The 20,744-nt window shown below is 67.6% G+C and carries 30 protein-coding genes and 1 riboswitch; of the genes, 14 read left to right on the top strand and 16 right to left on the bottom strand.

Annotated features, from left to right (window positions below):
* Window positions 1–22: 22 nt before the first annotated feature.
* The gene (locus tag KZ820_RS14545) at window positions 23–451 is read left to right on the top strand and encodes an ExbD/TolR family protein (RefSeq protein ID WP_183943233.1); all 429 of its coding nucleotides are present in this window, start codon (window positions 23–25) and stop codon (window positions 449–451) included.
* A gap of 106 nt (window positions 452–557) precedes the next feature.
* Here KZ820_RS14545 and KZ820_RS14540 read toward each other — a convergent pair whose 3' ends face one another.
* Complete coding sequence (locus tag KZ820_RS14540) at window positions 558–779, bottom strand: hypothetical protein (RefSeq protein ID WP_219749338.1); 222 nt, start codon at window positions 777–779, stop codon at window positions 558–560.
* 186 nt (window positions 780–965) lie between these two features.
* Between KZ820_RS14540 and KZ820_RS14535 the strand changes: the two genes are divergently transcribed.
* The gene (locus KZ820_RS14535; RefSeq protein WP_219749337.1) at window positions 966–1,316 is read left to right on the top strand and encodes a tetratricopeptide repeat protein; all 351 of its coding nucleotides are present in this window, start codon (window positions 966–968) and stop codon (window positions 1,314–1,316) included.
* 183 nt (window positions 1,317–1,499) lie between these two features.
* Here the strand turns inward: KZ820_RS14535 and KZ820_RS14530 are convergent, their stop codons facing one another.
* On the bottom strand, window positions 1,500–2,735 hold the full coding sequence (locus tag KZ820_RS14530; RefSeq protein WP_219749491.1) for an NAD(P)/FAD-dependent oxidoreductase: 1,236 nt from the start codon (window positions 2,733–2,735) through the stop codon (window positions 1,500–1,502).
* Window positions 2,736–2,837: 102 nt separating this feature from the next.
* On the opposite strand from KZ820_RS14530, the gene KZ820_RS14525 reads away from it, so the two are divergent.
* The 3 genes from KZ820_RS14525 (at window position 2,838) to KZ820_RS14515 (ending at window position 6,201) form a co-directional block, all read left to right on the top strand.
* On the top strand, window positions 2,838–3,440 hold the full coding sequence (locus tag KZ820_RS14525) for a biliverdin-producing heme oxygenase (RefSeq protein ID WP_219749336.1): 603 nt from the start codon (window positions 2,838–2,840) through the stop codon (window positions 3,438–3,440).
* Window positions 3,441–3,530: 90 nt separating this feature from the next.
* The gene (locus tag KZ820_RS14520) at window positions 3,531–4,547 is read left to right on the top strand and encodes an LLM class flavin-dependent oxidoreductase (protein ID WP_219749335.1); all 1,017 of its coding nucleotides are present in this window, start codon (window positions 3,531–3,533) and stop codon (window positions 4,545–4,547) included.
* A 65-nt stretch (window positions 4,548–4,612) separates the two neighbouring features.
* Window positions 4,613–4,700, top strand: a riboswitch (glycine riboswitch).
* Between the two features lie 121 nt (window positions 4,701–4,821).
* Window positions 4,822–6,201: an L-serine ammonia-lyase gene (locus tag KZ820_RS14515; RefSeq protein ID WP_219749473.1), complete on the top strand. Its 1,380-nt coding sequence runs from the start codon at window positions 4,822–4,824 to the stop codon at window positions 6,199–6,201.
* Window positions 6,202–6,233: 32 nt separating this feature from the next.
* Here the strand turns inward: KZ820_RS14515 and KZ820_RS14510 are convergent, their stop codons facing one another.
* Window positions 6,234–6,857, bottom strand: a complete 624-nt coding sequence (locus KZ820_RS14510) for an SOS response-associated peptidase (protein ID WP_219749334.1) — start codon at window positions 6,855–6,857, stop codon at window positions 6,234–6,236.
* Window positions 6,858–7,079: 222 nt separating this feature from the next.
* On the opposite strand from KZ820_RS14510, the gene KZ820_RS14505 reads away from it, so the two are divergent.
* The 7 genes from KZ820_RS14505 (at window position 7,080) to KZ820_RS14475 (ending at window position 10,857) form a co-directional block, all read left to right on the top strand.
* Window positions 7,080–7,796: a Crp/Fnr family transcriptional regulator gene (locus tag KZ820_RS14505; RefSeq protein ID WP_219749333.1), complete on the top strand. Its 717-nt coding sequence runs from the start codon at window positions 7,080–7,082 to the stop codon at window positions 7,794–7,796.
* 56 nt (window positions 7,797–7,852) lie between these two features.
* Window positions 7,853–8,059 (top strand): ComEA family DNA-binding protein, encoded by a 207-nt coding sequence (locus KZ820_RS14500; RefSeq protein ID WP_219749332.1) that lies wholly within the window; start codon window positions 7,853–7,855, stop codon window positions 8,057–8,059.
* A 29-nt stretch (window positions 8,060–8,088) separates the two neighbouring features.
* Window positions 8,089–8,412: a hypothetical protein gene (locus KZ820_RS14495; RefSeq protein WP_219749331.1), complete on the top strand. Its 324-nt coding sequence runs from the start codon at window positions 8,089–8,091 to the stop codon at window positions 8,410–8,412.
* Window positions 8,413–8,804: 392 nt separating this feature from the next.
* Window positions 8,805–8,993: a hypothetical protein gene (locus KZ820_RS14490; protein ID WP_219749330.1), complete on the top strand. Its 189-nt coding sequence runs from the start codon at window positions 8,805–8,807 to the stop codon at window positions 8,991–8,993.
* Between the two features lie 152 nt (window positions 8,994–9,145).
* Complete coding sequence (locus KZ820_RS14485) at window positions 9,146–9,892, top strand: PEPxxWA-CTERM sorting domain-containing protein (protein ID WP_219749329.1); 747 nt, start codon at window positions 9,146–9,148, stop codon at window positions 9,890–9,892.
* Window positions 9,893–9,966: 74 nt separating this feature from the next.
* Complete coding sequence (locus tag KZ820_RS14480; protein ID WP_219749328.1) at window positions 9,967–10,230, top strand: hypothetical protein; 264 nt, start codon at window positions 9,967–9,969, stop codon at window positions 10,228–10,230.
* Complete coding sequence (locus tag KZ820_RS14475) at window positions 10,231–10,857, top strand: hypothetical protein (RefSeq protein ID WP_219749327.1); 627 nt, start codon at window positions 10,231–10,233, stop codon at window positions 10,855–10,857.
* Between the two features lie 31 nt (window positions 10,858–10,888).
* Here KZ820_RS14475 and KZ820_RS14470 read toward each other — a convergent pair whose 3' ends face one another.
* The gene (locus KZ820_RS14470) at window positions 10,889–11,065 is read right to left on the bottom strand and encodes a hypothetical protein (RefSeq protein ID WP_219749326.1); all 177 of its coding nucleotides are present in this window, start codon (window positions 11,063–11,065) and stop codon (window positions 10,889–10,891) included.
* A 424-nt stretch (window positions 11,066–11,489) separates the two neighbouring features.
* Here KZ820_RS14470 and KZ820_RS14465 point away from each other — a divergent pair, with 424 nt between their 5' ends.
* The gene (locus tag KZ820_RS14465; RefSeq protein ID WP_219749325.1) at window positions 11,490–11,657 is read left to right on the top strand and encodes a hypothetical protein; all 168 of its coding nucleotides are present in this window, start codon (window positions 11,490–11,492) and stop codon (window positions 11,655–11,657) included.
* Window positions 11,658–11,677: 20 nt separating this feature from the next.
* Here KZ820_RS14465 and KZ820_RS14460 read toward each other — a convergent pair whose 3' ends face one another.
* Window positions 11,678–12,196: a hypothetical protein gene (locus KZ820_RS14460; protein WP_219749324.1), complete on the bottom strand. Its 519-nt coding sequence runs from the start codon at window positions 12,194–12,196 to the stop codon at window positions 11,678–11,680.
* Between the two features lie 126 nt (window positions 12,197–12,322).
* On the opposite strand from KZ820_RS14460, the gene KZ820_RS14455 reads away from it, so the two are divergent.
* Window positions 12,323–12,556, top strand: coding sequence for a hypothetical protein (locus KZ820_RS14455; RefSeq protein WP_219749323.1), 234 nt, complete (start codon window positions 12,323–12,325; stop codon window positions 12,554–12,556).
* Window positions 12,557–13,723: 1,167 nt separating this feature from the next.
* Here KZ820_RS14455 and KZ820_RS14450 read toward each other — a convergent pair.
* The 11 genes from KZ820_RS14450 to KZ820_RS21980 all read right to left on the bottom strand — a co-directional run bounded on the left by KZ820_RS14450 (window position 13,724) and on the right by KZ820_RS21980 (window position 20,740).
* A complete protein-coding gene (locus KZ820_RS14450) occupies window positions 13,724–15,679 on the bottom strand; it encodes a DUF1996 domain-containing protein (protein ID WP_219749322.1) in 1,956 nt (651 codons plus the stop codon).
* Window positions 15,676–16,506, bottom strand: coding sequence for a glycoside hydrolase family 26 protein (locus tag KZ820_RS14445; protein ID WP_219749321.1), 831 nt, complete (start codon window positions 16,504–16,506; stop codon window positions 15,676–15,678). Before KZ820_RS14445 ends, KZ820_RS14450 begins: the two co-directional genes overlap by 4 nt.
* A gap of 76 nt (window positions 16,507–16,582) precedes the next feature.
* Entirely contained in the window at window positions 16,583–17,938 is a 1,356-nt protein-coding gene (locus KZ820_RS14440; protein ID WP_219749320.1) for a GDSL-type esterase/lipase family protein, read from the bottom strand.
* 5 nt (window positions 17,939–17,943) lie between these two features.
* Complete coding sequence (locus KZ820_RS14435; protein ID WP_219749319.1) at window positions 17,944–18,483, bottom strand: hypothetical protein; 540 nt, start codon at window positions 18,481–18,483, stop codon at window positions 17,944–17,946.
* A 33-nt stretch (window positions 18,484–18,516) separates the two neighbouring features.
* Window positions 18,517–18,657 carry a hypothetical protein gene (locus tag KZ820_RS14430; protein ID WP_219749318.1) on the bottom strand — a complete coding sequence of 47 codons (141 nt, stop codon included), beginning with the start codon at window positions 18,655–18,657 and terminating at the stop codon, window positions 18,517–18,519.
* A 37-nt stretch (window positions 18,658–18,694) separates the two neighbouring features.
* Window positions 18,695–19,072 carry a hypothetical protein gene (locus tag KZ820_RS14425; RefSeq protein WP_219749317.1) on the bottom strand — a complete coding sequence of 126 codons (378 nt, stop codon included), beginning with the start codon at window positions 19,070–19,072 and terminating at the stop codon, window positions 18,695–18,697.
* Window positions 19,072–19,572, bottom strand: a complete 501-nt coding sequence (locus tag KZ820_RS14420) for a lysozyme (protein WP_219749316.1) — start codon at window positions 19,570–19,572, stop codon at window positions 19,072–19,074. The genes KZ820_RS14425 and KZ820_RS14420 overlap by 1 nt, the downstream gene beginning before the upstream one ends.
* A 21-nt stretch (window positions 19,573–19,593) precedes the next feature.
* Window positions 19,594–19,848 (bottom strand): hypothetical protein, encoded by a 255-nt coding sequence (locus tag KZ820_RS14415; protein WP_219749315.1) that lies wholly within the window; start codon window positions 19,846–19,848, stop codon window positions 19,594–19,596.
* A 32-nt stretch (window positions 19,849–19,880) separates the two neighbouring features.
* A complete protein-coding gene (locus tag KZ820_RS14410; RefSeq protein WP_219749314.1) occupies window positions 19,881–20,324 on the bottom strand; it encodes a hypothetical protein in 444 nt (147 codons plus the stop codon).
* The gene (locus KZ820_RS14405) at window positions 20,317–20,604 is read right to left on the bottom strand and encodes a hypothetical protein (protein ID WP_219749313.1); all 288 of its coding nucleotides are present in this window, start codon (window positions 20,602–20,604) and stop codon (window positions 20,317–20,319) included. The genes KZ820_RS14410 and KZ820_RS14405 overlap by 8 nt, the downstream gene beginning before the upstream one ends.
* Window position 20,605: 1 nt before the next feature.
* Window positions 20,606–20,740: a hypothetical protein gene (locus KZ820_RS21980; protein ID WP_258048212.1), complete on the bottom strand. Its 135-nt coding sequence runs from the start codon at window positions 20,738–20,740 to the stop codon at window positions 20,606–20,608.
* Window positions 20,741–20,744 lie beyond the last annotated feature (4 nt).

Below are 20,744 nucleotides of genomic sequence, written 5' to 3'. Positions count from 1 at the left end.
CCAAGGGACAGGAGTAGCTGACATGGCAATGAGTGGTGGCCGCGACGACGGCGAGCCGATGATGGAGATGAACACGACGCCGTTGATCGACGTCATGCTCGTGCTCCTCATCATGTTCATCATCACCCTCCCGGTTCCGACGCACGCGGTGAAGGTCGACCTCCCGGTCAACGACCCCAATCAGCGCAAGCCCCCGGTCGACCCGGTCAAGAACAAGATCGCGATCGACGCGGCCGGGAACGTCACTTGGAACGGCACCCCGGTGAACTCGACGGTGCTGCGCCAGTATCTCGACCAGTCGGCGGCGATGACCCCGGAACCCGAGCTGCAGTTCCAGCCCGATCCGGCGACGCGCTACTCGGTGGTCGACCAGACGCTGGCCGACATCAAGCGCTCGAACATCACCAAGCTGGGCTTCGTCGGCAACGAGCAGTTCTACAAAGAATTCTGAGCCGATCTCCGGTTCGGAGAAGCGACAGGGCGGTCCTTCGGGGCCGCCCTTTCTGTTTGATCGCGGCGCGTTGAGCTCGTGCGTCGCGAGCTGAGCGGACTCACCATCATCCCGAGCGGCGCACCGCGACGAGACCGGGCGCCGCCGCCGGCGGGTTGAGGCAGAGGCGGTCGACTTGCCCGATCATCGTTCGCAATCGTGCGTCGAGCCATCGTACCGCCGGCAGCGCCTCCTGTACCAGCGTGACATTATCCCCGCGTCGTGGCGTCGAGCCGCGCGACCGAGCCGCCGACCTGGCGGCGCCCGAGAGAATGCCCGCGCGCGGCATGTGGGATCGCGACGACGAGGTCCACCGCGCCCGAGCTACTTCAGCATAGCGATCGCTCACTTCCATCAGCGGTATGAACCCGGGACGCAGTGTAGAACCGCGTGTTGCGCCCATGTCAGAAAAGTGACATTCTTCTGTCACAAAAACGTAACCCGGACGTTTGCCCGGAAGATAGGAGACAGGATCATGCGCATCTCGGGATGGGTCGCCGGCGCCACGCTCGCCGCGCTCGTGGCCGGCCCCGCGGCCGCCAAGGACCGCGTCGGCTATCAGGCGATCTCGGCCGGCAGTCTCGCCCAGGCGGAGCAGACGATCGATGCGGAGCGGGCGATCTTCCCGACGCGTCCCGAACTGATGCTCAATCTCGCCGCCGTGTACGCGCGCACGGGACGGGTCACGCAAGCGCGCTCGCTCTATGGCCAAGTGCTGGATCAGGAGTCTGTCGCGATGGATCTGGCGGATGGCAGCGTGCAATCCTCGCACGCGCTCGCACAGCGCGGCCTGTCGCGTCTCGGGTCGACGATCGCCTCGCGCTGATCGAGCGCGCTCGCGTGCGCCCGTGGCAGGAAACACACGGTAGTTGCCGGTACGCAACAGCCACGGTGGCTGGATCGGGCCATCTGCGACGCAGATGGTTCATGTGAGGGGAGCAGGCGCACGGGTGCGCGCTCGCTCGTCGACGGGGGCCGATCGGGCCGCCACGACGGCCGCCGACGGTACTCACAGCGGGATCGCGGTATCCGCCAACACCGCTGCATCGACGCTCGCGCCCGCGCTGACCAGCGCCTTCCCGCGGACGAAATCACGCGCCGCGTTGACGCAATCCAGCGCGATGACCCGCCCGGCGCGGCGATAGATCACGCTGAAGCGGCGGCTCGCCGGTACGCCGCGGACGATCGCCTCGTCGTGGCCGGCGGAGAGACCGACCGTCTGGAGCCGTAGGTCATATTGGTTGGACCAGAACCACGGCACCGCCGCGTACGGCTCGTCGGTTCCGGTCAAGTGTTTGGCCACCGTGCCGGCCTGGTCGGTCGCGTTCTGGACCGACTCGAGCCGCACCAAGGCGCCGCCCGCGAAGGCGTTGCGATGCGCGGCGGCATCGCCGATCGCGAAGACGTCGGGAAGGCTGGTGCGGCAGAGCGGGTCGACGATCACGCCGTCGCCGCTTTCGGCGCCGGCGGCGAGCAGCGGCGCCACCGCAGGGATCAGGCCTATGCCGACGATCACCATTTCCGCCGGTATCCGTTCGCCGTCGCGGAGGCGCACGCCGGCTGCCCTACCGTCGCGAGCGAGGATCGACTCCACCTGCGCGCCGAGTCGCACGTCGACTCCGTGCGCGCGATGCTCGGCGGCGTAGACGTCGGCGAGCGCGGCGCCGGCGACGCGGGCGAGCAGGCGCTCGCGTGCCTCGATGACGGTGACCCGGCGGCCGAGTGCGGTCAGTACTGCCGCCGCTTCGAGCCCGACATAGCCGCCGCCGACGACCGCGACTCGTTCCACTCGCGGCAGTTCGGCAATCATCCGATCGACGTCGGCGCGGCAGCGGACGGTGTGGACACCCGCGAGGTCGTGGCCCTCGCAGACGAGCCGGCGCGCGCTTCCCCCCGCCGCCCAGACCAGCCGACCATAGCCGATCGCGCTTCCATCCCCGAGGGTCACGTGCCGCGCCGAGGCGTCGACCGCGACCACTGCCCGGCCCAGCAGCAGCGTGACGTCGCGCTCGCGCCAGAAGGCAGCGGGACGGATGAGCATGCGTTCGAACGTGCGCTCACCGGCGAGATACTCCTTCGAGAGCGGCGGGCGCTCGTAAGGGAGCTCGGGCTCGGCGCCGATCAGCGCGATGCTGCCAGCGAAGCCGCGCTGGCGCAGCGCCGCCGCGGCCGCCGCGCCGCCGTGGCCCGCGCCGACGATCACCACGTCATAGCGCTGCCCATCGTTCCGCTCGCCGTCACCCACGCCTGCCTCCTCGCTCCTGGCCGGTGTCCCGCATGCGGGATGCGGCGCGCGGGTGGCAAGCGCGCGTTGCGTTCGTCGCCACGCGGGTGCTAGCCGCGGCGCGTGACGACATCGCCCGCATCGCCTGAGCCGCTTCCGACGCGCACGCAGCGCCTCCGCCTCGCCACCGACGTGGCGCACCGTCGGCTCGACGATTCGATCATGGCGCTCGACCCTTTCGGCGATCGCTCGCGGTACGCGCGCCTGCTCGCGATCCATCGCGATTTCCATGCCCTGATCGCACCGCTCTACGCCGTACCGAGCCTCGCCGCGCTGATCCCCGATCTGGCCGACCGCGCGCGACTCTCGGCGGTGGAGCAGGACGCCGCCGACCTCCACGTCCCGCTCGCGCCGCCGCCGCCGCCGCGCTTCGCCGCCGAGGTCCCGCCCGATCGCGGCACCGCGATCGGCTGGCTCTACGTCGCCGAGGGATCGAGCCTGGGCGCCGCGATCCTGCTCAAGGCGGCGATGACGCTGGGCCTCGGGCCGACCTTCGGCGCACGCCACCTGGCCGGCCATGCCGAGGGGCGCGCACGCCACTGGCGCAAATTCACCGCGGCGGTGGATGCAGTCGTCCTCTCGGCCGAGGAGGAGGAGCGCGCGGAAACGGGCGCGCGCGAGGCGTTCGACGCGGTCGCCGCGCTGGTGCGACGCGACGTGGCGTAACGCATCGTTTCGTTTCGCCGCGCTTGCCAGCGCCCGCGCGCGCCGCCACCTCCGCGCGGTAGCGAGGCGCCGGCGGCGCGGGAGTAGCACATGAAGAAGATCGGTTTCCTGTCGTTCGGCCATTGGTCGCCGACGGCGCAGTCGGCGACGCGCTCGGCCAGCGACGTGCTGCTGCAGTCGATCGAACTGGCCGAGGCGGCCGAGCAGCTTGGCGTCGACGGCGCTTATTATCGCGTCCACCATTTCGCACGGCAGCTCGCCTCGCCGTTCCCGCTGCTCGCCGCGGTGGGCGCGCGCACGAAGCGGATCGAGATCGGCACCGGCGTGATCGACATGCGCTACGAGAACCCGTTCTACATGGCGGAGGATTCGGGCGCGGCCGACCTGATCGCGGGCGGACGGCTCCAGCTCGGCATCAGCCGCGGCTCGCCCGAGCAGGTGATCGAGGGGTGGCGCTACTTCGGCTATGCGCCGGGCGAGGGCGAGAGTGACGCCGACATGGGGCGGCGTCACGCCGAGGTCTATCTCGAGCTGCTCAAGGGCGAGGGCTTCGCCCAGCCCAACCCGCGGCCGATGTTCCCCAACCCGCCGGGGCTGCTGCGGCTCGAGCCGCACGCGGCGGGGCTGCGGCGTCGAATCTGGTGGGGCTCGGCGTCGGACTCGACCGCGGTCTGGGCGGCGCGGCAGGGGATGAACCTGCAGAGCTCCACGCTCAAGAAGGACGAGAGCGGCGAGCCGTTCCATGTCCAGCAGGCGCGCCAGATCCGCGCCTACCGCGCCGCCTGGACCGACGCCGGGCACGACTGGCAGCCGCGCGTCTCTGTCTCGCGCTCGATCTTCGCGCTCGTCGACGACCGCGACCGCGCCTTTTTCGGTCAGGCCGGCGGCGACGACCAGATCGGCGTGATCGACGCGATGCGCGCGGTGTTCGGCCGCTCCTACGCCGACGAGCCGGATCGCCTGGTCGAGCAGCTGCGCGCCGACGAGGCGATCGCAGAGGCCGACACGCTGCTGCTCACCGTGCCCAACCAGCTCGGTGTTGACTATAACGCGCACGTGCTCGAGGCGATCATGACCCATGTCGCGCCGGCGCTCGGCTGGCGCTGACCCACTTCGGCGGCTCGCGCGGGCCGCGGCGGCTTGACCGGCACGTCAGCGCGCGGGATAGCACGAGGGTCGACGTGGGAGAGACCGGGGCAGACCCGGCACCGAAGGAGCAACCGCCCCGGAAACTCTCAGGTAAAAGGACCCGTCGGCGCCAACATCTGGAGAGAGGCGCGGTGATGCGTCCGCCGACGGGATAGCGATCTCAGGCACAAGGGACAGAGGGGCATGGGCCGCGCCGAGCGGTCGGGGAGAGCGCGTGCCGACCGAGTCCGAGATGGTGCCGCTCGATCGCGGCGCGACACGCCCGATCAGCGTGGCCGAGTTGTTCACGATCGGCGTCGGCCCGTCGAGCTCGCACACGGTCGGGCCGATGCGCGCCGCGCACGACTTCGCCGAGCGCGCGATCGCGGGCGAGCGCGCACCGCGTCATGTCCGTTGCGCGCTGTACGGCTCGCTCGCGCTGACGGGGCGCGGCCACGCCACCGACACCGCGACGCTGCTCGGGCTGGCGGGTTGGTTGCCAGAGCGGCTCGATCCGGACGCCGCTCCGTCCATCGTGGCGTCGGTGCGCGAGAGCAAGCGGCTCCCGCTCGCCGGCACGCGGGCGATCGACTTCGACATCGACGCCGACATCGTCTTCCACCCCCGCACCTTCCTGCCGCAGCATCCCAACGGGATCCGTTTCACCGCGACCTATGAGGACGGCGCGACGCTGGAGGAGACCTATTTCTCGATCGGCGGCGGAGCGATCCTTCGGTTCGGCGCGCCGCCCGCGACGCACAATGTCGCGGTGGCGCATTCCTTCTCGTCGAGCGCCGAGCTGCTGGCGCGCTGTGAGGAGACCGGCCTCAGCATCGGCGCGCTGGTCCGCGCCAACGAGGAGGCGTGGCGCTCGCCGGCGGAGAGCGACACCTTCCTCGACTCAGTGCGCGACGCGATGAGCGCCTGCATCGATCGCGGCATCGCACAGGAGGGCGTGCTGCCCGGCGGCCTTCGCGTACGGCGCCGCGCGCGCGCGCTGCACGAGTCCTTGTCGCGCTGCGGCCCGGAGCATCGCCCCGCCGCGGTGTTCGAGTGGGTCAGCCTGTGGGCGATCGCGGTGAACGAGGAGAATGCCGCGGGCGGCCGCGTCGTCACCGCGCCGACCAACGGTGCCGCGGGAGTGCTGCCCGCGGTGCTGCGCTACTACGAAGTGCTGGTGCCGGGCGCTACGCGTGCCGGCGCGCGCCACTTCCTCTATACCGCCGCGGCGATCGGCATGCTCTACAAGAAGCGCGCGTCGATCTCTGCCGCCGAGATGGGGTGCCAGGGCGAGGTCGGCGTCGCCTGCTCGATGGCGGCGGGCGCGCTCGCCGCAGTGCTGGGCGGCACCGACCGGCAGGTGGAGAACGCCGCCGAGATCGGGATGGAGCACAATCTCGGTCTCACCTGCGACCCCATCGAGGGGCTGGTGCAGATCCCGTGCATCGAGCGCAACACGATGGGCGCGGTGAAGGCGATCAACGCCGCCTATCTCGCGCTGCGCGGCGACGGTAGCCACGTCGTGAGCCTCGACGCGGTGATCGAGACAATGCGCCAGACCGGCGAGGACATGCGCAGCCAGTATAAGGAGACCAGCCTCGGCGGTCTGGCCGTGAACGTGGTGGAGTGCTGACGAGGGGCGACAGTTCGTGCTGACCTCCGCGATCAGTTCACCGCCATCAGCTGCGACGGGTATGGCTGTGCCAGCGCGACGGCGTCCTCGAACGGACAGCTCAGCCAGCGTTCCTCGTCCTCCTCGTGAAGCAGCACCGGCATCGCCTTGGGATGGATCGGCGCGACCAGTGGATTCGGTTCGCAGGTGAGGAAGGCGAACACCGCGCCCCGCTCCGTCGGCCGCCACACGCCCGCGAAGCTGACGATCACGCGGCTCGGCACGTCGAACCAGTGGAGCGGGAGCTTGCCGTCCCCCGCCCGGTGCTGGCCGTACTCGCTGAAGGCGGTGAACGGCACCAGGCAGCGTCGCCGCGGGTCGGCGAGCGCCGAGCGCCAGAAGGGCGAGGTGTAGTTGCGGACGTTGGTGATCTTCTTGGTCAGCAGCACCGGCTTGCCGGTCGCCTTGTCGATGCGCTTGCCCGGCACCTGGTGCGGGAAGCCCCAGGCCATCGCATCGAGCGCGCGGCCCGCGTCGGTCTCTCGCACGACATAGGCGGGGCGGTCGGGGAACAGCTCGGGCGGCGGCACCTCGAGATCGGGCGGGAACGGTACCGCGACGCCGTAGCGCGTTGCCAACGCGATCTGCGCCTCGGTCATGCGGTAGCGGTTGCACATCGTCGCTAGGCTGCACGATCGAAACGATCTCAGCAACATGGCGCGAGACGCTCGCCGCCCGGCAGCTCGATCGGGGAACCTCTTCGCCGTTGCTAGGATGCCGACCTAGGAGGGCAAGAGGTGGGCGATGAGGAGCGTGCCCGCGGTCACGCCGCGGCGCCGTAACGCATGTTGTGGCGAGACATTGATCCAGGTGTATCCCGTCGGGTGACGGGAGATGTCATGTTCAATCCGCTGGCGGCGAAGCTGAGTAGCTTCACCGATCTGGCCGACGGCGACGTAGCGGCGCTCGACGCGCTGCTCGGCGCGCCGGTGACCGGCCTCGCCCACAGCGACGTGATCCGCGAAGGCGATCGTCCCGAGCAGGTGATCCTGCTGTTGCGCGGTTGGGCGTGTCGCTACAAGGTGCTCGAGGATGGATCACGACAGATCGTCGCCTACCTCGTACCCGGTGATCTGTGCGACCCGCACGTCTTCATCCTCGACGCGATGGACCACAGCATCGGGCTGTTGACCGACGCGACCCTCGCCTTCATCTCGCGCGAGGCGATCGTTCACCTGACCGACTGCTGCCCCAAGATCGCGCGCGCGCTGTGGTGGTCGACCCTGGTGGACGAGGCGGTGTTGCGGCATTGGCTGGTCAACCTGGGCCAGCGTGAGGCCTTCGACCGCGTCGCCCATCTGTTCTGCGAGACGTGGGACCGGATGCGGCAGGTGGGTCTTGACGCGGGCGACGCGCTCGAGGTCCCGCTCACGCAGGAGCAGCTCGGTGACACGATGGCGCTCACCACGGTACACACCAACCGGGTCATCCAGCGGATGCGGGCCGAGGGCCTCATCTCCGTGACCAGGAAGATGATCCGCGTGCACGACATCGAGCGGCTTCGCGCGATGTGCGGCTATGATCCGACCTACCTCCACCTGCGCCGGCGCGCGTAGCTGCTGCGGCCGAGCGGCAGCGCGCATCGAAGAACGCGGTGCGGCGTTGAGGCGCTATGGCAAGCCAAGATCAACTCGACGTGAACACCGCGACGGCGGACCAGTTGGACGCGGTGCCAGGTCTCCAGGGGCACGGCTTCGAGATCGTCCGCTATCGCGAGGAACGAGGGCGGTTCACCGACCTTCGCCAGCTCGACGAGGTGCCCGGACTGACCGGCAAGGCCGACGATAGCCGTGCCTCGCTGACGGTCGGGAACGGCTGACGCGCGGGCCTACAACCAGCGGTCCTGGCGTGACCACGTCGACGCTCGTTACGCCGGACAATCGTTATCTCGTGGTGCGAGGCCGGCTGTGGCGGCGCTCCGATCCGCGCCTCTCCGAGCAGGAGCGCGAGCGCCTGGTCGGTGAGTTGATGACGGCACGCCGCGCGGTCGCCGTCGCGCTACGCGCCGGCGACCGCGACGCGCTTCGATCGGCACGCGCCGGAGTCCAGGCCGCCAAGGTGGCGCTCGGCGAGCGCGGACCGCCGTGGTGGGACGATGGTGCGCCCGATTACACCAGGCGCATGGCGCGGAACACACCCTATGCGGGCTGGTACGATAGTGTGACGACGTGATGCTGCCCGCGGCCGGGTCGCCTTCTGCCCCGGCGGCCTGACCTCACTCTGGGTGATGCAGGTCGTCGTCCCCCACGTGTGCGGTACGAGTCCTCACACCATAGCTGCGTCAACACGGCCGATGGAGGCACCCTCCCGGACCCGCCGAACGGCGGATGTAGGGATGCGGCGAGATAAGGCAGTGGTCGGGGAGACAGGATTCGAACCTGCGACATCCTGCTCCCAAAGCACATCGTAATGGCTGATTTCTCAGGGGTGGTTTACAATATTGGCCCTCCCGAGGCGTCGCAGAATCAAGAACTTACAGACGGGGTGTAAACCATCTTTGGCGCTTTCGGCGCCCTACGGCGGCGGAGATGCATGCGCTATGATCGGCGGCGAAAGGAATTGCCATGCTAGTACGATTGCGCTTGCCGAATGGGCTTGAGGAGCCGACGCCCTACTTCTTCGACCACCTTGAGATAGGGCAGACCGTCGCGGTCGGCGCCTTGCTCTTCGTGGTCGTCGATAAGCTGCCAACCGATGAGGAAGACGTGGATTTCATCGTGGCGCTTGGCCAGTATCGGCAGCCGCCGGGCTGAGCTGGCCTCGCCCCGTGCCCGACGACGCTAGCAGTCTCACCTCTTCTCCACGGCTACTAAGCGGCCGGGATGCGTGGTAATCAGATGCGACGAGTCGCGCGAGCCTGCGGTCACAGCGGGCCAAGAACCTTGGTCCTTGTGGGAGGCGATCTATGCTGAAAGCTGTTTTGGCTGGTACCGTGTTGTGTGTAGCGCCTTGTTCCGCTCAAGCCCTTACTGTCATTGCAACAGGAACCGGGGTCATTGAGCAGCTCGCGCCATACCTTGGCGATCCAATCGATTACAATGGCCGATTTGGTCCGCGTGGCGCATCGCTGATTGGCAAGACGGCAACCATCACAATAACTATAGATTTGACTGCTACCCCACCGCTGTACTCAGCGAACGGCTCCCAGCTTGTCAGTTCTGGTCAGTTCAATGCTTTTCCTGGGGATGATCCGGAACGAACGGCCGACATCGGCGATGGCACCATAACGATCAACGGAGTGACGTTGAAAAACGACGGCACCGCGTCATCCAATTACACGCTTGCTGTCCCGGGAGAATATGGCTGCACAGCCGCCACCAAGTGTCTGAGCCTTGGGGCCACCACCGGACCTGGCCGTTTTGGTGGCAGCGACAGCCTAGGGCTGGGCGCCGACGGCTTTCTCTCAGGCGCACCTTCGAGCCTCCTCGACGTGCCGACCGACGAAAACATCTGCGACCGTGTTTCTTCGTGCATGGGCGGCTTCACCTATAGCCAGATCGATGACCTTTACGGAGCAGTGAGGCTGACCAGCCTGCGCTTCTCGGTCGCCAGCGTGCCAGAGCCGTCCACTTGGGCGATGATGATCCTAGGATTTGGTGCGGTCGGATATGCAATGCGCCGAAAGACGGTGCTGCGCTCCTTTGAGGCCTGAGCTGGAGCTAGCAAGGATCAGAGCCGCGCGAGGCAAGCTCTTGTCGGAACAACGGCTTAGCGTACGCTCGCCCCATGCCCGACGACTCGCCCCCGCACATGCCCGAAGCCGAGAACGCTTCCTGGCGCCGATCCCTCGAGACGGTGGCTGCGCTGCAAGCCCGCACGCGCGAGGCCGGCGAGGACACCGCCGAGGCAGACGAGAAGCTGCGCCGCACGCTAGAGCTCGCGACCGACCAGGAGCTGCTCACCGAATGGATGAAGACGACGTGGGAGTCGGGCGACCCGGCGATGACCGCGCTGGCGGCCGAGGTTGAGCGGCGGGGGCTGGATTTCTGAATGAGTAGGTTGCCGAAGGCAAAGTGGCTGAAGTCGACTGGTCTTGATGGAGCGCTCGCCGCCCTTGTAGGTGGCGACCTTGTTGCAGCTTTCCCGCCACGATTGGCGAGCATCCTTGACGATATCGACGCGTGCCTCAGAGCGAAGCTGTGGTATCCCGCAATTACGGTCGCGCTTACGCTTCCGGACATATGCTCTGGGCTGCTGCTTGATCGTAGCAAGTTTGTCAAAAGGGAGCACTACGTCGCTTTCGTCGACGAGTTTCTCGATAAGAAGAAATGCAGCATTTCTGGCGAGCGATGTTTCATGCTGCGCGGCGGTGTCGTTCACAAAGGCACGGCATCCAGTCATCCACATCTCGACGCAAGCCACGTGGTGTTCTGGATCCCGGAGGGGGATCGTGCCTCGATGCATGACTTCTGGCTTGAGGGAGACGGTGACAGAGCTTTAGTTCTGGACGTCTTCAAGTTCGTCGAGGCCATGAAGGATGCTGTCTACGCCTGGCACAAGAAACATGGCACAGACGCGATCGTCATGAGCAAGGTCAACGAGATCATGAGCGTACGGCCGAACGGCATACGTAAGCTCATCGGCGGCGCCCCAGTGGTTGCGTCAGGGCCAGACTGAAGACGGTCCTTAGTCTCCCCAGCTTAGCCGCCTAATAAGAGGGATCGCGCAACCGCTTACGCTTGCCTCCAAACGACACGGTCACCGACACTGCGTTCGCCCCAGGCTCGGCGTCCATCGGGACAATCTTGGCCATGCCAGCATCTACCGTGGCCATGAGATCGCGCAGCAGACGATCGCGAGTTAGCTCCGGCGGCTGGCGGCTCATGCTTCCTCCACATCGATGCGGGGTATCCTCCCGCTGCGACCTCGCCAGCACCGGATCGCCTCGGCCGCTAGGCATGGTCTCTGCCCTTGCGCGGGGCGAATGGACGGCCAGCCGGTGGGCTAGTTCGTCCTACGGCTTCAACGCCGGTGGTGGATCGCGCTTATCCGGAGTTTTCACCGGCCCGCAGTCATCCCCGATCATGAGATTGGGTCGTGCGTTCTTCTCGGGTCACGCGACACAGCCACCTTGCCACAAGCCGAGTCGATCTGCTAGCGGAGAGTGGTCGCTGACGGTGCATGGCACCCCTCGACTGTGACAGGAGGCGGCCATGCTCCCTCGCGCCTAAAGAGCGCTGGCTGTCGGGAAAGACCGGCTTTCTTTCAGCGCCCTACGCGGCTCCGCGGCGATCCGGTATAAGAGCGGCATGACACATCGCTATTATCGTCAAAGCCCGCATGCCTTCATCCTTGAGCGCGTGGAGAGCGGTCGACCCAAGCTCAACGGGATCGTCAAGCTGCAAGACATTCCTCACCGCGTTCATCATTTCGTCGAGATTGGTAGCGTCGTGACTGTCTACGTGATGCCTGCATAGGGCTTCGCGGCTCCTTACGCTTATCGAAACTCCGCCCACACCGGGTGCCCAGCATCAACCAGCTTGGTGACGATCCACCGCATCGCCTGGAGCGCCGGCCCGTGCGGCTTGCCGCGCCCGGTCTCTGCCGCGGTCCAGAACGTGACAAGCAGCTCGCGGTCGGGCAGGTAGGGGCGCAGCACGCGCAAGGCGAGGCGGGTGGCGGGCACGCACACGTCCTCGTCACGCGCGCGCCGGCTCGCATCGTCGAGCACCGCCAACGCGAGGTTCATCAGCAGCGCCCGCGATCGTCGCGCGCGACGCTCCACGTCATCCTGGCCGAAGGGCACGCCATCGACCCGCGTGTCGGTCGAGTCGCAGTTGCGGCACGGCATGGTTCGCCGCACCGCCTCCCACTCCATCGAGAGCCGGCGAAAGCGGCGGTCGATGATCAGTTCCTCAAGGTCGTACAGCTTCACCGCCTTGCACGCGCGGCAGGTCACGCGCACCGCGCCCTCGACTCGGCGGAGGTCCTGTAGCGTCTTCGGAGGGCCGACCATGCGGCCATGATGGCGGAACGTAGAGGGAACAAAAAGCCTTGATCGGCCGCTGGAAGGCTGCAACTAACCGGGTGACCAGTGGCGCCGAGTCTCTGACCGATGCGCCGGTCCGAAAGCGAGCACCCTATGACCGATCATCCTCACGCCGGCCCCGGCCACAACTCGGGCGGCTGCATGGTCTGCACGTCGACTGATCGCGACGGCTTGGTCGAGCGACTGGCCGAGGAGCTGTGGGAGAGCCGGCAGGATGACCCACAGTGGGCGCGCAGCTGGGCTGATGCGGGAGAGCTGTGGAATATCCGCTTTCGCGAGCTCGCGCGGACCGCGATCGGCTTCCTAGAGCGGCCAGAGGTTATGTGAGGTGGCTGCGCCGGCATCTTTCGTGAGGTCCGCCGGCGCAGCCTGTCAGCGGTTTAGGTCTGACGCGACTCTCACTAACGTACGTCGGTTAAGAAGCCGTTTCGCCTGCTGGAACGTGTGCTAGTCGGCCGCCAGCCCGCGGCGTCGAATCTGCCTATTATGTCCTGACCGCCGCGGGTGATCTCATGACAGCCTTCGCCGCGGTACCGTCGGGCTCTCTCCGCGAGCCGTGAGTGACATAAAGACATCATTATATGTGCATGCGGCGGCGATGTTTTTCAGCAACGTTGCAGCAGCATCGTTGTGGGACGGAGCCTTTTTGTTCTCCTGCTGACTCGACTCCGGAGGCTGACCGCGGTTACACCTGTGGATGGCGGCCCGCCGTCATTTTTCCTTCTGCCCCAAGGCGCACTGTTGCGGCGCGGGGCGCATGGGGCGTCCCGGAGCCCGGGGCTTTCACCCCGGACCCCAAAGGAAAAACGTATGCGGATCGTATGCGCTTGGCCGAAGGCGGTGTCTGTGCAGGACTACTGGCGCTTTCGGTTCGGTCGGTGGGAGCACGTGTGCACTCACTGCCGGTCTTATCCTAGCTGAAGCTAGGGTTTGACCTACCGTGCGGCGGGTCGCCACCCATACACTCCTTTATCGCAACGGATGCAATAGCCATTCGTCTCAAAAACGTATCACAGGCGTTGCAGCGCAAGGGCTGCGGCGCAGATGATCAGTGCGCCACCCGGGCCATCACGGGTTCGGCAGGCGCCTCCTTCCACACGGATCGCCCGCTCACCCGCGGCGCCCTCGGCTCACCACCAGCGCCGCGGGTGGATCACATCGGATCGGATCATTTCGTCGCGCTAGAGAGGCGCTTCGTCGTTCCCGCCGCCATCCAAGCTGCCTATGGCGAAGTAGCTCTTTCGAGCTACCTCTTCAAAGGATTGCGGTAGGTGCAAGCTGTTCAGTCGCTTATCGCCGAAACGATGGCAAATGCCGGATCGTGGGTGCGCGCGCTTTACCTGAGGCTAACGTCCTCTGCGCGCCAAGACGCCGCCGTCGCCGCCAACCACAGTTTGCGAGGGCTGTGCTCTGGCTGCGGGATCGGCGAGGCGAAAGAGTACGGGATCTGCGACGACTGCTATTACGACAATCATCCAGGGTTCTAGCCGCGGCTCAGTGCACCATGCCTACTGTCATCGTTCCGACGGGCGCCGGCACCACGCGTGGATCCGCGATGTAGCCGAAGCCTGCGCGGCGCTTCATGATCGTGCCGTCGCAGAGGTCGCCGTCGCTGGCGTTACGCAGCTTGTCGATGCAGTTGGCCATGGCGCCGGTGAGGGTAGGCTCGTCCCAGGCCGGCATATAGTCGGCGTGCAGGGTGGTTCCGGCCTTGCCGGTTGCCGGGTCGGAGGATAGCCGCACCGCGCCGTCTGCCTTCGTGATCGTCCAGGCCATGGTCTGCGTCAGCTCCGGGATGATCTGGTCGTAGCCGGCCGGGCACCCGGGCTTGCCTGTCATCGAGTCAAAGACCTCGTGCACCACGTGCGAGCGATGGTCGGGGCTATCGGCCGCGCCGTTCCAGCACGAGCCGAAGTTGACCGTCCCGAGCACTTGGCCCGCGCCGCCGCAGTCGGCGAGCGCGTCGGTGAGGTTGTCGCGGTGCACCTGATTGGTCGCGCAGCGCCAATGAAAGACGCGGTTCTCGGCAGGTTGGGGGCCGGTCAGGTCGTGATCGAAGCCGGCGATCAGCTTCATGCCGTTCGGCAGCCCAGTGCAGCCGCGCGCGGCCATGCGCTTGCACTCGGGATCGCTGGCGGGCCGGCGCTTGTAATAGACCGAGATGTAATCGGGCCGGATCACGTCGAGCGCGGCATTGAGCATTGCCGGCATCCAATAGGCGGACCGGTTGAGCTCGTTCATGCAGGTGCTCTCGCCCTTGGCGCGCAGCGAGGCGAAGGTCGAGTTGGCGTCGCCTGAGAGGTTGCCGAAGAACTGGTGCAGAGCGTGCGCCTTGCCCGGCTGGCCCGGCCAGACGATCGGATCGTCCTTCAACAGCTGACCCGCCTGGCAGATGAAGCGGAACGCGCCGACGACGTCGGGCGCGGCGCTCGGCGGGATCGGCGCGCCGCCGAGGATCAGCGCGGTACGATCGAAATTGCTCGGGATCGCCGCGGGCAGGGCGGTGACGATCGCGGGCGCCGAGGGGGTCACGACCGGCGTCGACACCCCCGCCACCGGCGCGCCGGCGAGCAGCTTGTCGATCACCGACGCGTAGACCGCATAGACGCGGTCTTGCCCCCCGCCGCCCTTGCCGTCGCTGTCGCTCGGGTGAATGCCGTCCTTCCACAGCTTGCGGTCGGTGCACGGCGCGCGATCGCCGCCGAGCGCGTCGGCAGTCTCGAACACGGCGTCGATCTTGGACCCGACCGCGGCGCGGATCGCCGGATTGACGACCAGCCGGCGCTGAGCGTGCCGCGCGACATAGTCGGCCATGTTGGCCTCGGTGAAGCAGATCGGCAGCACCGTGCCGACCGCAGCCTTCGCGCCGCTCGCGCGCACCTGCGCAGTGACGTCCCAAAGCGCGGACAGCCATGCGTCCGGCGTGGCGTATTGGCCATCGCCGAGATCGTTGGCGCCGATCAGGATCGAGACCACCGCCGGCTTGGCGGCGAGCAGCGCTGGCAGCCGCTGGACCAGACCGTTGCCGCCGGTCGGGTCGCTGATGCGCGCGCCGCTGACCGCCAACGTGGTCAACGAGGCGCCAGGGTGCGCCTTGCGCCAGAGCCCGGCATAGTTGCCGCCCCACTCGACCGTGATGCTGTCGCCCTCGGCCACTAGGCCGGCCAGCTTCGGCGCGGACGACGCCGCGGCAGGCTTGGCGAGCTGCTCGAGGCGCGCCACGCGCGCGGCGACCTGGTCGGCGTCGACCTTGTTCGCCGCCTGCAACCCGACGATCGTGTCCTGCCGGCCCTTGATGCGCGCGGTGCGGCACGCCACGCCCTTGTTGAGCGCGGCTGTGTCGGTGCTGGTCGCGACTTTGGCGTCGGCCGGCGTGGCGCAGGTGTCCGCGGCGTGGGCGGGCGAGGCGGCGACCAGCGCGAGCGCCGCGGCGATGAGCGAGCGGATCATAGCGCCCTCCGGAAAGCGGCTGCAGAAGCGGGGCGGCGGCCGGTCGACAGCTTCGTCTGGATCGGCCCCTCGTCGCGGTCGTAATAGGCGTGGTGGTGGATGATGGCGCCCTGCGCCTTCATCCAATCGACGAACTGCGCGCCCTCGTCAGCGATCGCGTCGTCCGAGATGCCCCACTCGGAGAAGGCGACCTGCTTGCCCTTCTCGCGCGCGAACCTCACCAGCCAATCGAGGCCGCGCGGGTCATCGCGGAACCAGCCAAACACGCCCTTGGGCGCCCAGCTCGCGTCGAAGTAGATGTCCTGCGCGACCAGGTCGACCCACTCGATCCCTGGCCATGCCTCGAGCGGGTCGAACTCGTAGCGGGTGGCGTTGGGGCACCAGATTGTCTTTGCGCCGAACAGCTTGAAGAGCCCGAACATGCGGCGCAGCGCCCGCGCGAAATCCGGCAGCGCGCCGACCGCGGACTGATTCTGAAAATCGCGCTTGAGGTTGAACTCCCACGGCCCGCGGACCCACCACGGTCGCCCTTTCATCTTGTCGCGAATGTAGCGCCCCATCGCGGTGTAGAGGTCGTCCCAGTCGCCGCGGTTCACCGCGCCAGCCTGCTCCCACGCGTTGCCGGGGAACGGGATAGAGAACACCGGCACGATCCCCATGGCCGTGGCGATCTCGACGCTGCGATCGACCTGCCACTTCCACGAGTCGACCAGCATGCCGGGCCGTTGGTCCATGAAGAAATAGCCCATGTCGAGTCGGCCGGCGAAGGCCTTGAACTGCTGATAGCCCGCGAGCTCGTTGCCGCAGGATGCCGCGATAAGAGTCATAGGGATGCCTCACATAGAGAAGCGCCCCGCGCTCACCGGAGTGAGGCGGGGCGCGGGAGGAAGGACTGGCGGCGAATCAGGCGAGGCCGGTCGTGCCGGCGGGAATCTTCCGCACGGCGAGGCCGCGAATGGTGATGGTGCCGCTCGCGCCGGCGCCGTCCGCCGCCACGTCGATCTTGACGTAGGGGGTGACGCGCTGGGTGCCGGACCCGGAGTAAGCCGGGATGGTGTACGGCAGCGAGATAAGCCGGCGCGAGGCGTTGGGCGCCTCCCGCTCGGTCACCCCACCGCCGTTCAGGAAGCTGAGGATGTCGCTCTGCGTCGTGCCATCGTTTGCGCGCAGCAGCAGGTTGATGCTCTGCACGTTCACGAGGTTGGCCTGGTCGATGAACACCTCCATGAAGACGACGTCGCCGGGCGCGAAGGTGTTGGCGCCCGCGTTCACCGTGTCGCCCTGCACGCGCAGCCGCTCGCTCGCCGCGCCGCCGGTCGCGCCGCCGAGCGTCAGCGTCAGCGACGAGCCATCCGTTGACGCCACGGCGGTCGCCGTCGTGCCGCTCTCGCGATTGGCCGAGAAGCTGGTCGGGACCGTCCCGGTGACGCCGCCGCTGGCGGTGCCTGCGGTGCCGATCAGCAGCGGGTTGACGTTCATCGCACCACCCGGATTGTAGGTGGCGTCGGCGATGTCGCTCTGGCTGAGCGCGCCGAGCGTGGCAGGCGGTGCGAACGCGCTCATGCTGGCGAGCCACACCGCGCCCGCGGTCGTCGCGCCGAGCGGAGTGGCGTGGATGCCGTCCCGAACGAATCCGGCCTGCGGCTCCCCATTCGTCGTCGTCCGATCGATCAGGGCCGCGTCGTAGGACGTGAAGACGACCTGCGTCGGGCTTTTCGCGTAGACGTACTGCGCGAGCCAGCGATTGAGCCCCTCGCGAACCTTGGCGGCGATGACAGCCTGCGCGCTCGAGAGGCCGCCGCTGGTGAGCGCAGCCTGCGTCCGCGGCGGGATGGCATCGACATTGACCCGCTTGCCGGTGGCGAGGATCGCGTCGAGCATCGCCTTGTAGTTGTCGATCGTGATCTGGATCGACTGGGTGCCGTTGGCGATCAGCGGCAGGTCGTTGCCGCCGCACGCGAACGAGACGATGCCGTTCGGCGAGGTCAGCACGTCGTTGAGGCGCGCGCGAACCTGGGTGGTGGTCTGCCCGCCGACGCCGAGATTTCGCCCGAAGCGGAAGCGCCCCTTCGACAGAGCGATGCCCTGCGTGCCGCGCCCAACCGCGCGATACTGATTGGCGTTCGAGTTCTCGCCGGCCTGGCTGTCGCCGAAGAAATCGACCGTGTACGACGAGGCCGCCGACATGCCGGCACCGACCAGAGCTGCCAGGAGCGCCGACTTATCGGCCGTCGAGAGCGATGCGATGTCCTTTGCCATATCGGTCAAGCTCCAAGAGTGAGGACGTCGCCGCCCAGGGTGAGAGAGTCGTTGTTGAGGAAGAGGGCGTTCGCCGGGATCGAAGGTCCGGTGCCGCCGCCCGCGTCGATCGGCACGACGCGCGAGTTGATCTCGACCGTCGGCATGGACATGATGATCGAGTCAGCGCCGTCGACATTCTCCGGCGCGCCGAACACCCGACCGAGGAAGTAGCGGATCGCGCCGGTGGGGAAGGTGACCCGGAACGAGTAAAGCTTGGACGAGCCGTCATCAGCGGCCGCGCGCAGCAGCGACTGCCCCGCGTCGTCAGCGTCGAAGGCCATGCTCGGCTGGAGGCTGCCGAAGTCCGCCGACCCCTTCTGCTTCTGCTTCGGCCCTTTGAGAGGCTGGAACTCCACCTTCGCGAACGCCGCGCCGATGGTCCCCAGCTTCTCCACCTGGCCGATCTCCACGAAGGTGAGGGCGCCATAGCCTGCCGCGTCCTGCGAGGCCGGCGTCGTTGCGGAGATCGCGAAGGCTGTGCCCGCCGCGGTGGTAGAAGCCATGCGGTTTCCCCTGTTCTGGCTGTGGAGTGAAGGTCAGCGCGCCTTCAGCTGCTCGTCGGCAGCGCGGTCGCGCGCCTCGCAGCGGCGGATCACGTCGAGCGCGGCGCGGCGGTAGAGGTTCGACGTCTCGAGGCGGCCGGTCTGGGCGTCGCCGAAGACCTGCCAGTCTGCCACCGTCGCAGGATCTGGCGGGAGATCGGCGGGCGCAACATCAGCGGCCAGCGGCCCCTGCACCAGGTCCGAGCAGGGCAACGCAGCGCGGCTGATCGCGATACGAGGGCCGCAGGCAGAGAGCGCGCAGAGCAGCGCCGTTAGAGGGAGCAGGGACAGCAGTCGCCGCCCCGGGCGCGGATCGAATCGCATCTTCGTGCTCCTTGGAGGTGGCCGCGATCACCGCGGCGGTCGTCATGGCGCTGGCGGTGTCAGCCGCGGCGCCAATCGCGGCGTCGGCCATGGCGTCGGAGCGGGCGCTGTCTGCCTGCGCCGCCGCGGCGGTCTGCTGAGCGCGGCTGCACGCGCGCGGGCCGAAGATCGCCGCGGCGAACCCGATGACCGCGAGCAGCGCGATCGCGATGATGGCGGCGCGCATCACTGCACCTCGCCGTGGGTCAGCTCGGTCAGCGCGCGGAAGTCGCTGCGGTAGAGCGCCGCCTCGGCAGCGCGGCGCCGGATCAGGCCCTTGCGCACGACGCCGCCGCTCTTGTTCCAGAGCGCGAACTTGGTCGTGGCCTTCGGGTAATCGCCCGCGGCGTGATAGCGGGCCACGGACGAGCCGCGGAAGCCGGCCGCGCCAATGTTGTATGCTAGCGCGACCATCGCCCCGAACTGCGCGGGCGTCGTCGGCGCCTGCTCGGCCACAGCCGCGACCGCGGGCGAGAAATCGCGCGCGAGCAGCTGCTCGAACATCGCGTCGGCCTGTTCCTGCGAGATCGTGTCACCGATCTTCACGCGGCCGCCTGCGGGATAGTAGGTCATGCCCCAGCCGATGGTCGGCACGCCGGCCACGTCCCGGTATGCGGTCAGCGCGCAGCTCTCGAAGTGGTGCATCAGGGCAAGCGCGCGCGGCCCCGGTTTCAGGGTCTTCGACATCGGCAGTCCTTTCGGATCAGGTCAGCGCGGCTCGTCTGCCGGCGGGTTCGGCGTCTGCGTGGGCGTCGAGTTCGACAGACCCGTCACGAGATCGCTGCGGTCTGCGCTCTCCCAGATCGACTTGATGACCGCGAGCACCTCGCGAAAGGAGAGCAGCAGCGCGGTGAAGAGGCCCGCATCTGCCAGCGGGACCTTGCCGTCTGGGGTCATCCTCTCGATTGCGCCGTGAAAGGTGTAGCCGATCAGGAAGAGGATCGCGGCCGCGAGCAGCGTCATTGCGACGATGCCCGCGATCTGGACGGCTCGGGTCATTCTCCTGTTCCCTTCACCTTGTCGACGCTGTCGGCCAGCTTGGTCGCCCAGCCCCCGAGAGTGCCGGTCGTCGCCGCGGCGAGCAGCTCCATCGCCTGGCGCAGCGTCGGATCCTCTGGGTTGTCCGCCCTGATCTTGGCGGCGAGCAGCTGGACGGCCGCGACCGCGTGGACCAGCTTCATCTCGGCCGCGTGCGCCGCGCTGGACGCGTCATCGACCTTCTTCTCGAGTTCAGTGATACGCTGGCGCATGTCGTCCATGTCGTCCCGGCGCAGGGAGGCAACGGCCGCCTCGCGCTCGTTCGAGAGCTTCTTGAGCATCGGCCATACCTTGATGATCCCGCCGACGATGCCACCGCCGACGAGAACATTGAGGAAGGCCACGAGGGCGGCGGTCCAGGTGAACCCGTGGACCGCGACCGGGACCGTGGGGTCAGACACGGGGGCCACGCCCGTACGCGCGCGCCAGCAGCATGATGAACACTCCGTCCGCGATCGACAGGAGATAAAGGATGACGCGGGAGAGCTCGTCATCCGGCGCGATCAGGCCGCGCACGTTGAAGCCGCAGATGATCAGCCCGGTCGCGAAGCACGCGAGGCGCATCGGGTCACCCCGCCGCATCTCTCGCCCGCTCATGGCGCTCCATGCTCCGCTCGCCATGAACGGCAGCATGAAGACGCCCCACACGATCAGGTTCGCGATGCGCAGGGCGTCCATCATCCTACTTCGCCGTGCCGTCGTCGTAGGTCTGATTGATCTCGACCATGTCGGCCGGCGTGTTGCTGCGCGGCTCGTCGGTGCAGGCAGCCGTCAGGGCTGCGGCGGCCAGGGCGGCCGCCAGCAAGATCGTCTTCATGGTC

The organism is Sphingomonas citri (genome assembly GCF_019429485.1).
In the GTDB taxonomy this organism is placed as follows: Bacteria; Pseudomonadota; Alphaproteobacteria; order Sphingomonadales; family Sphingomonadaceae; genus Sphingomonas; species Sphingomonas citri.
Note: the sequence above shows the minus strand (reverse complement) of the source record. Positions and strands in the feature narration are given on the sequence as shown.

Bases quoted from the DNA above. Each gene is read 5' to 3' on its own strand.
- KZ820_RS14545 (WP_183943233.1), top strand. From the start codon at position 23: ATGGCAATGAGTGGTGGCCGCGACGACGGCGAGCCGATGATGGAGATG.
- KZ820_RS14540 (WP_219749338.1), bottom strand. From the start codon at position 779: ATGCCGCGCGCGGGCATTCTCTCGGGCGCCGCCAGGTCGGCGGCTCGG.
- KZ820_RS14535 (WP_219749337.1), top strand. From the start codon at position 966: ATGCGCATCTCGGGATGGGTCGCCGGCGCCACGCTCGCCGCGCTCGTG.
- KZ820_RS14520 (WP_219749335.1), top strand. From the start codon at position 3,531: ATGAAGAAGATCGGTTTCCTGTCGTTCGGCCATTGGTCGCCGACGGCG.
- KZ820_RS14515 (WP_219749473.1), top strand. From the start codon at position 4,822: ATGGTGCCGCTCGATCGCGGCGCGACACGCCCGATCAGCGTGGCCGAG.
- KZ820_RS14510 (WP_219749334.1), bottom strand. From the start codon at position 6,857: ATGTGCAACCGCTACCGCATGACCGAGGCGCAGATCGCGTTGGCAACG.
- KZ820_RS14505 (WP_219749333.1), top strand. From the start codon at position 7,080: ATGTTCAATCCGCTGGCGGCGAAGCTGAGTAGCTTCACCGATCTGGCC.
- KZ820_RS14500 (WP_219749332.1), top strand. From the start codon at position 7,853: ATGGCAAGCCAAGATCAACTCGACGTGAACACCGCGACGGCGGACCAG.
- KZ820_RS14490 (WP_219749330.1), top strand. From the start codon at position 8,805: ATGCTAGTACGATTGCGCTTGCCGAATGGGCTTGAGGAGCCGACGCCC.
- KZ820_RS14485 (WP_219749329.1), top strand. From the start codon at position 9,146: ATGCTGAAAGCTGTTTTGGCTGGTACCGTGTTGTGTGTAGCGCCTTGT.
- KZ820_RS14480 (WP_219749328.1), top strand. From the start codon at position 9,967: ATGCCCGACGACTCGCCCCCGCACATGCCCGAAGCCGAGAACGCTTCC.
- KZ820_RS14475 (WP_219749327.1), top strand. From the start codon at position 10,231: ATGAGTAGGTTGCCGAAGGCAAAGTGGCTGAAGTCGACTGGTCTTGAT.
- KZ820_RS14470 (WP_219749326.1), bottom strand. From the start codon at position 11,065: ATGAGCCGCCAGCCGCCGGAGCTAACTCGCGATCGTCTGCTGCGCGAT.
- KZ820_RS14465 (WP_219749325.1), top strand. From the start codon at position 11,490: ATGACACATCGCTATTATCGTCAAAGCCCGCATGCCTTCATCCTTGAG.
- KZ820_RS14460 (WP_219749324.1), bottom strand. From the start codon at position 12,196: ATGGTCGGCCCTCCGAAGACGCTACAGGACCTCCGCCGAGTCGAGGGC.
- KZ820_RS14455 (WP_219749323.1), top strand. From the start codon at position 12,323: ATGACCGATCATCCTCACGCCGGCCCCGGCCACAACTCGGGCGGCTGC.
- KZ820_RS14450 (WP_219749322.1), bottom strand. From the start codon at position 15,679: ATGATCCGCTCGCTCATCGCCGCGGCGCTCGCGCTGGTCGCCGCCTCG.
- KZ820_RS14445 (WP_219749321.1), bottom strand. From the start codon at position 16,506: ATGACTCTTATCGCGGCATCCTGCGGCAACGAGCTCGCGGGCTATCAG.
- KZ820_RS14440 (WP_219749320.1), bottom strand. From the start codon at position 17,938: ATGGCAAAGGACATCGCATCGCTCTCGACGGCCGATAAGTCGGCGCTC.
- KZ820_RS14435 (WP_219749319.1), bottom strand. From the start codon at position 18,483: ATGGCTTCTACCACCGCGGCGGGCACAGCCTTCGCGATCTCCGCAACG.
- KZ820_RS14425 (WP_219749317.1), bottom strand. From the start codon at position 19,072: ATGCGCGCCGCCATCATCGCGATCGCGCTGCTCGCGGTCATCGGGTTC.
- KZ820_RS14420 (WP_219749316.1), bottom strand. From the start codon at position 19,572: ATGTCGAAGACCCTGAAACCGGGGCCGCGCGCGCTTGCCCTGATGCAC.
- KZ820_RS14415 (WP_219749315.1), bottom strand. From the start codon at position 19,848: ATGACGCTGCTCGCGGCCGCGATCCTCTTCCTGATCGGCTACACCTTT.
- KZ820_RS14405 (WP_219749313.1), bottom strand. From the start codon at position 20,604: ATGATGGACGCCCTGCGCATCGCGAACCTGATCGTGTGGGGCGTCTTC.
- KZ820_RS21980 (WP_258048212.1), bottom strand. From the start codon at position 20,740: ATGAAGACGATCTTGCTGGCGGCCGCCCTGGCCGCCGCAGCCCTGACG.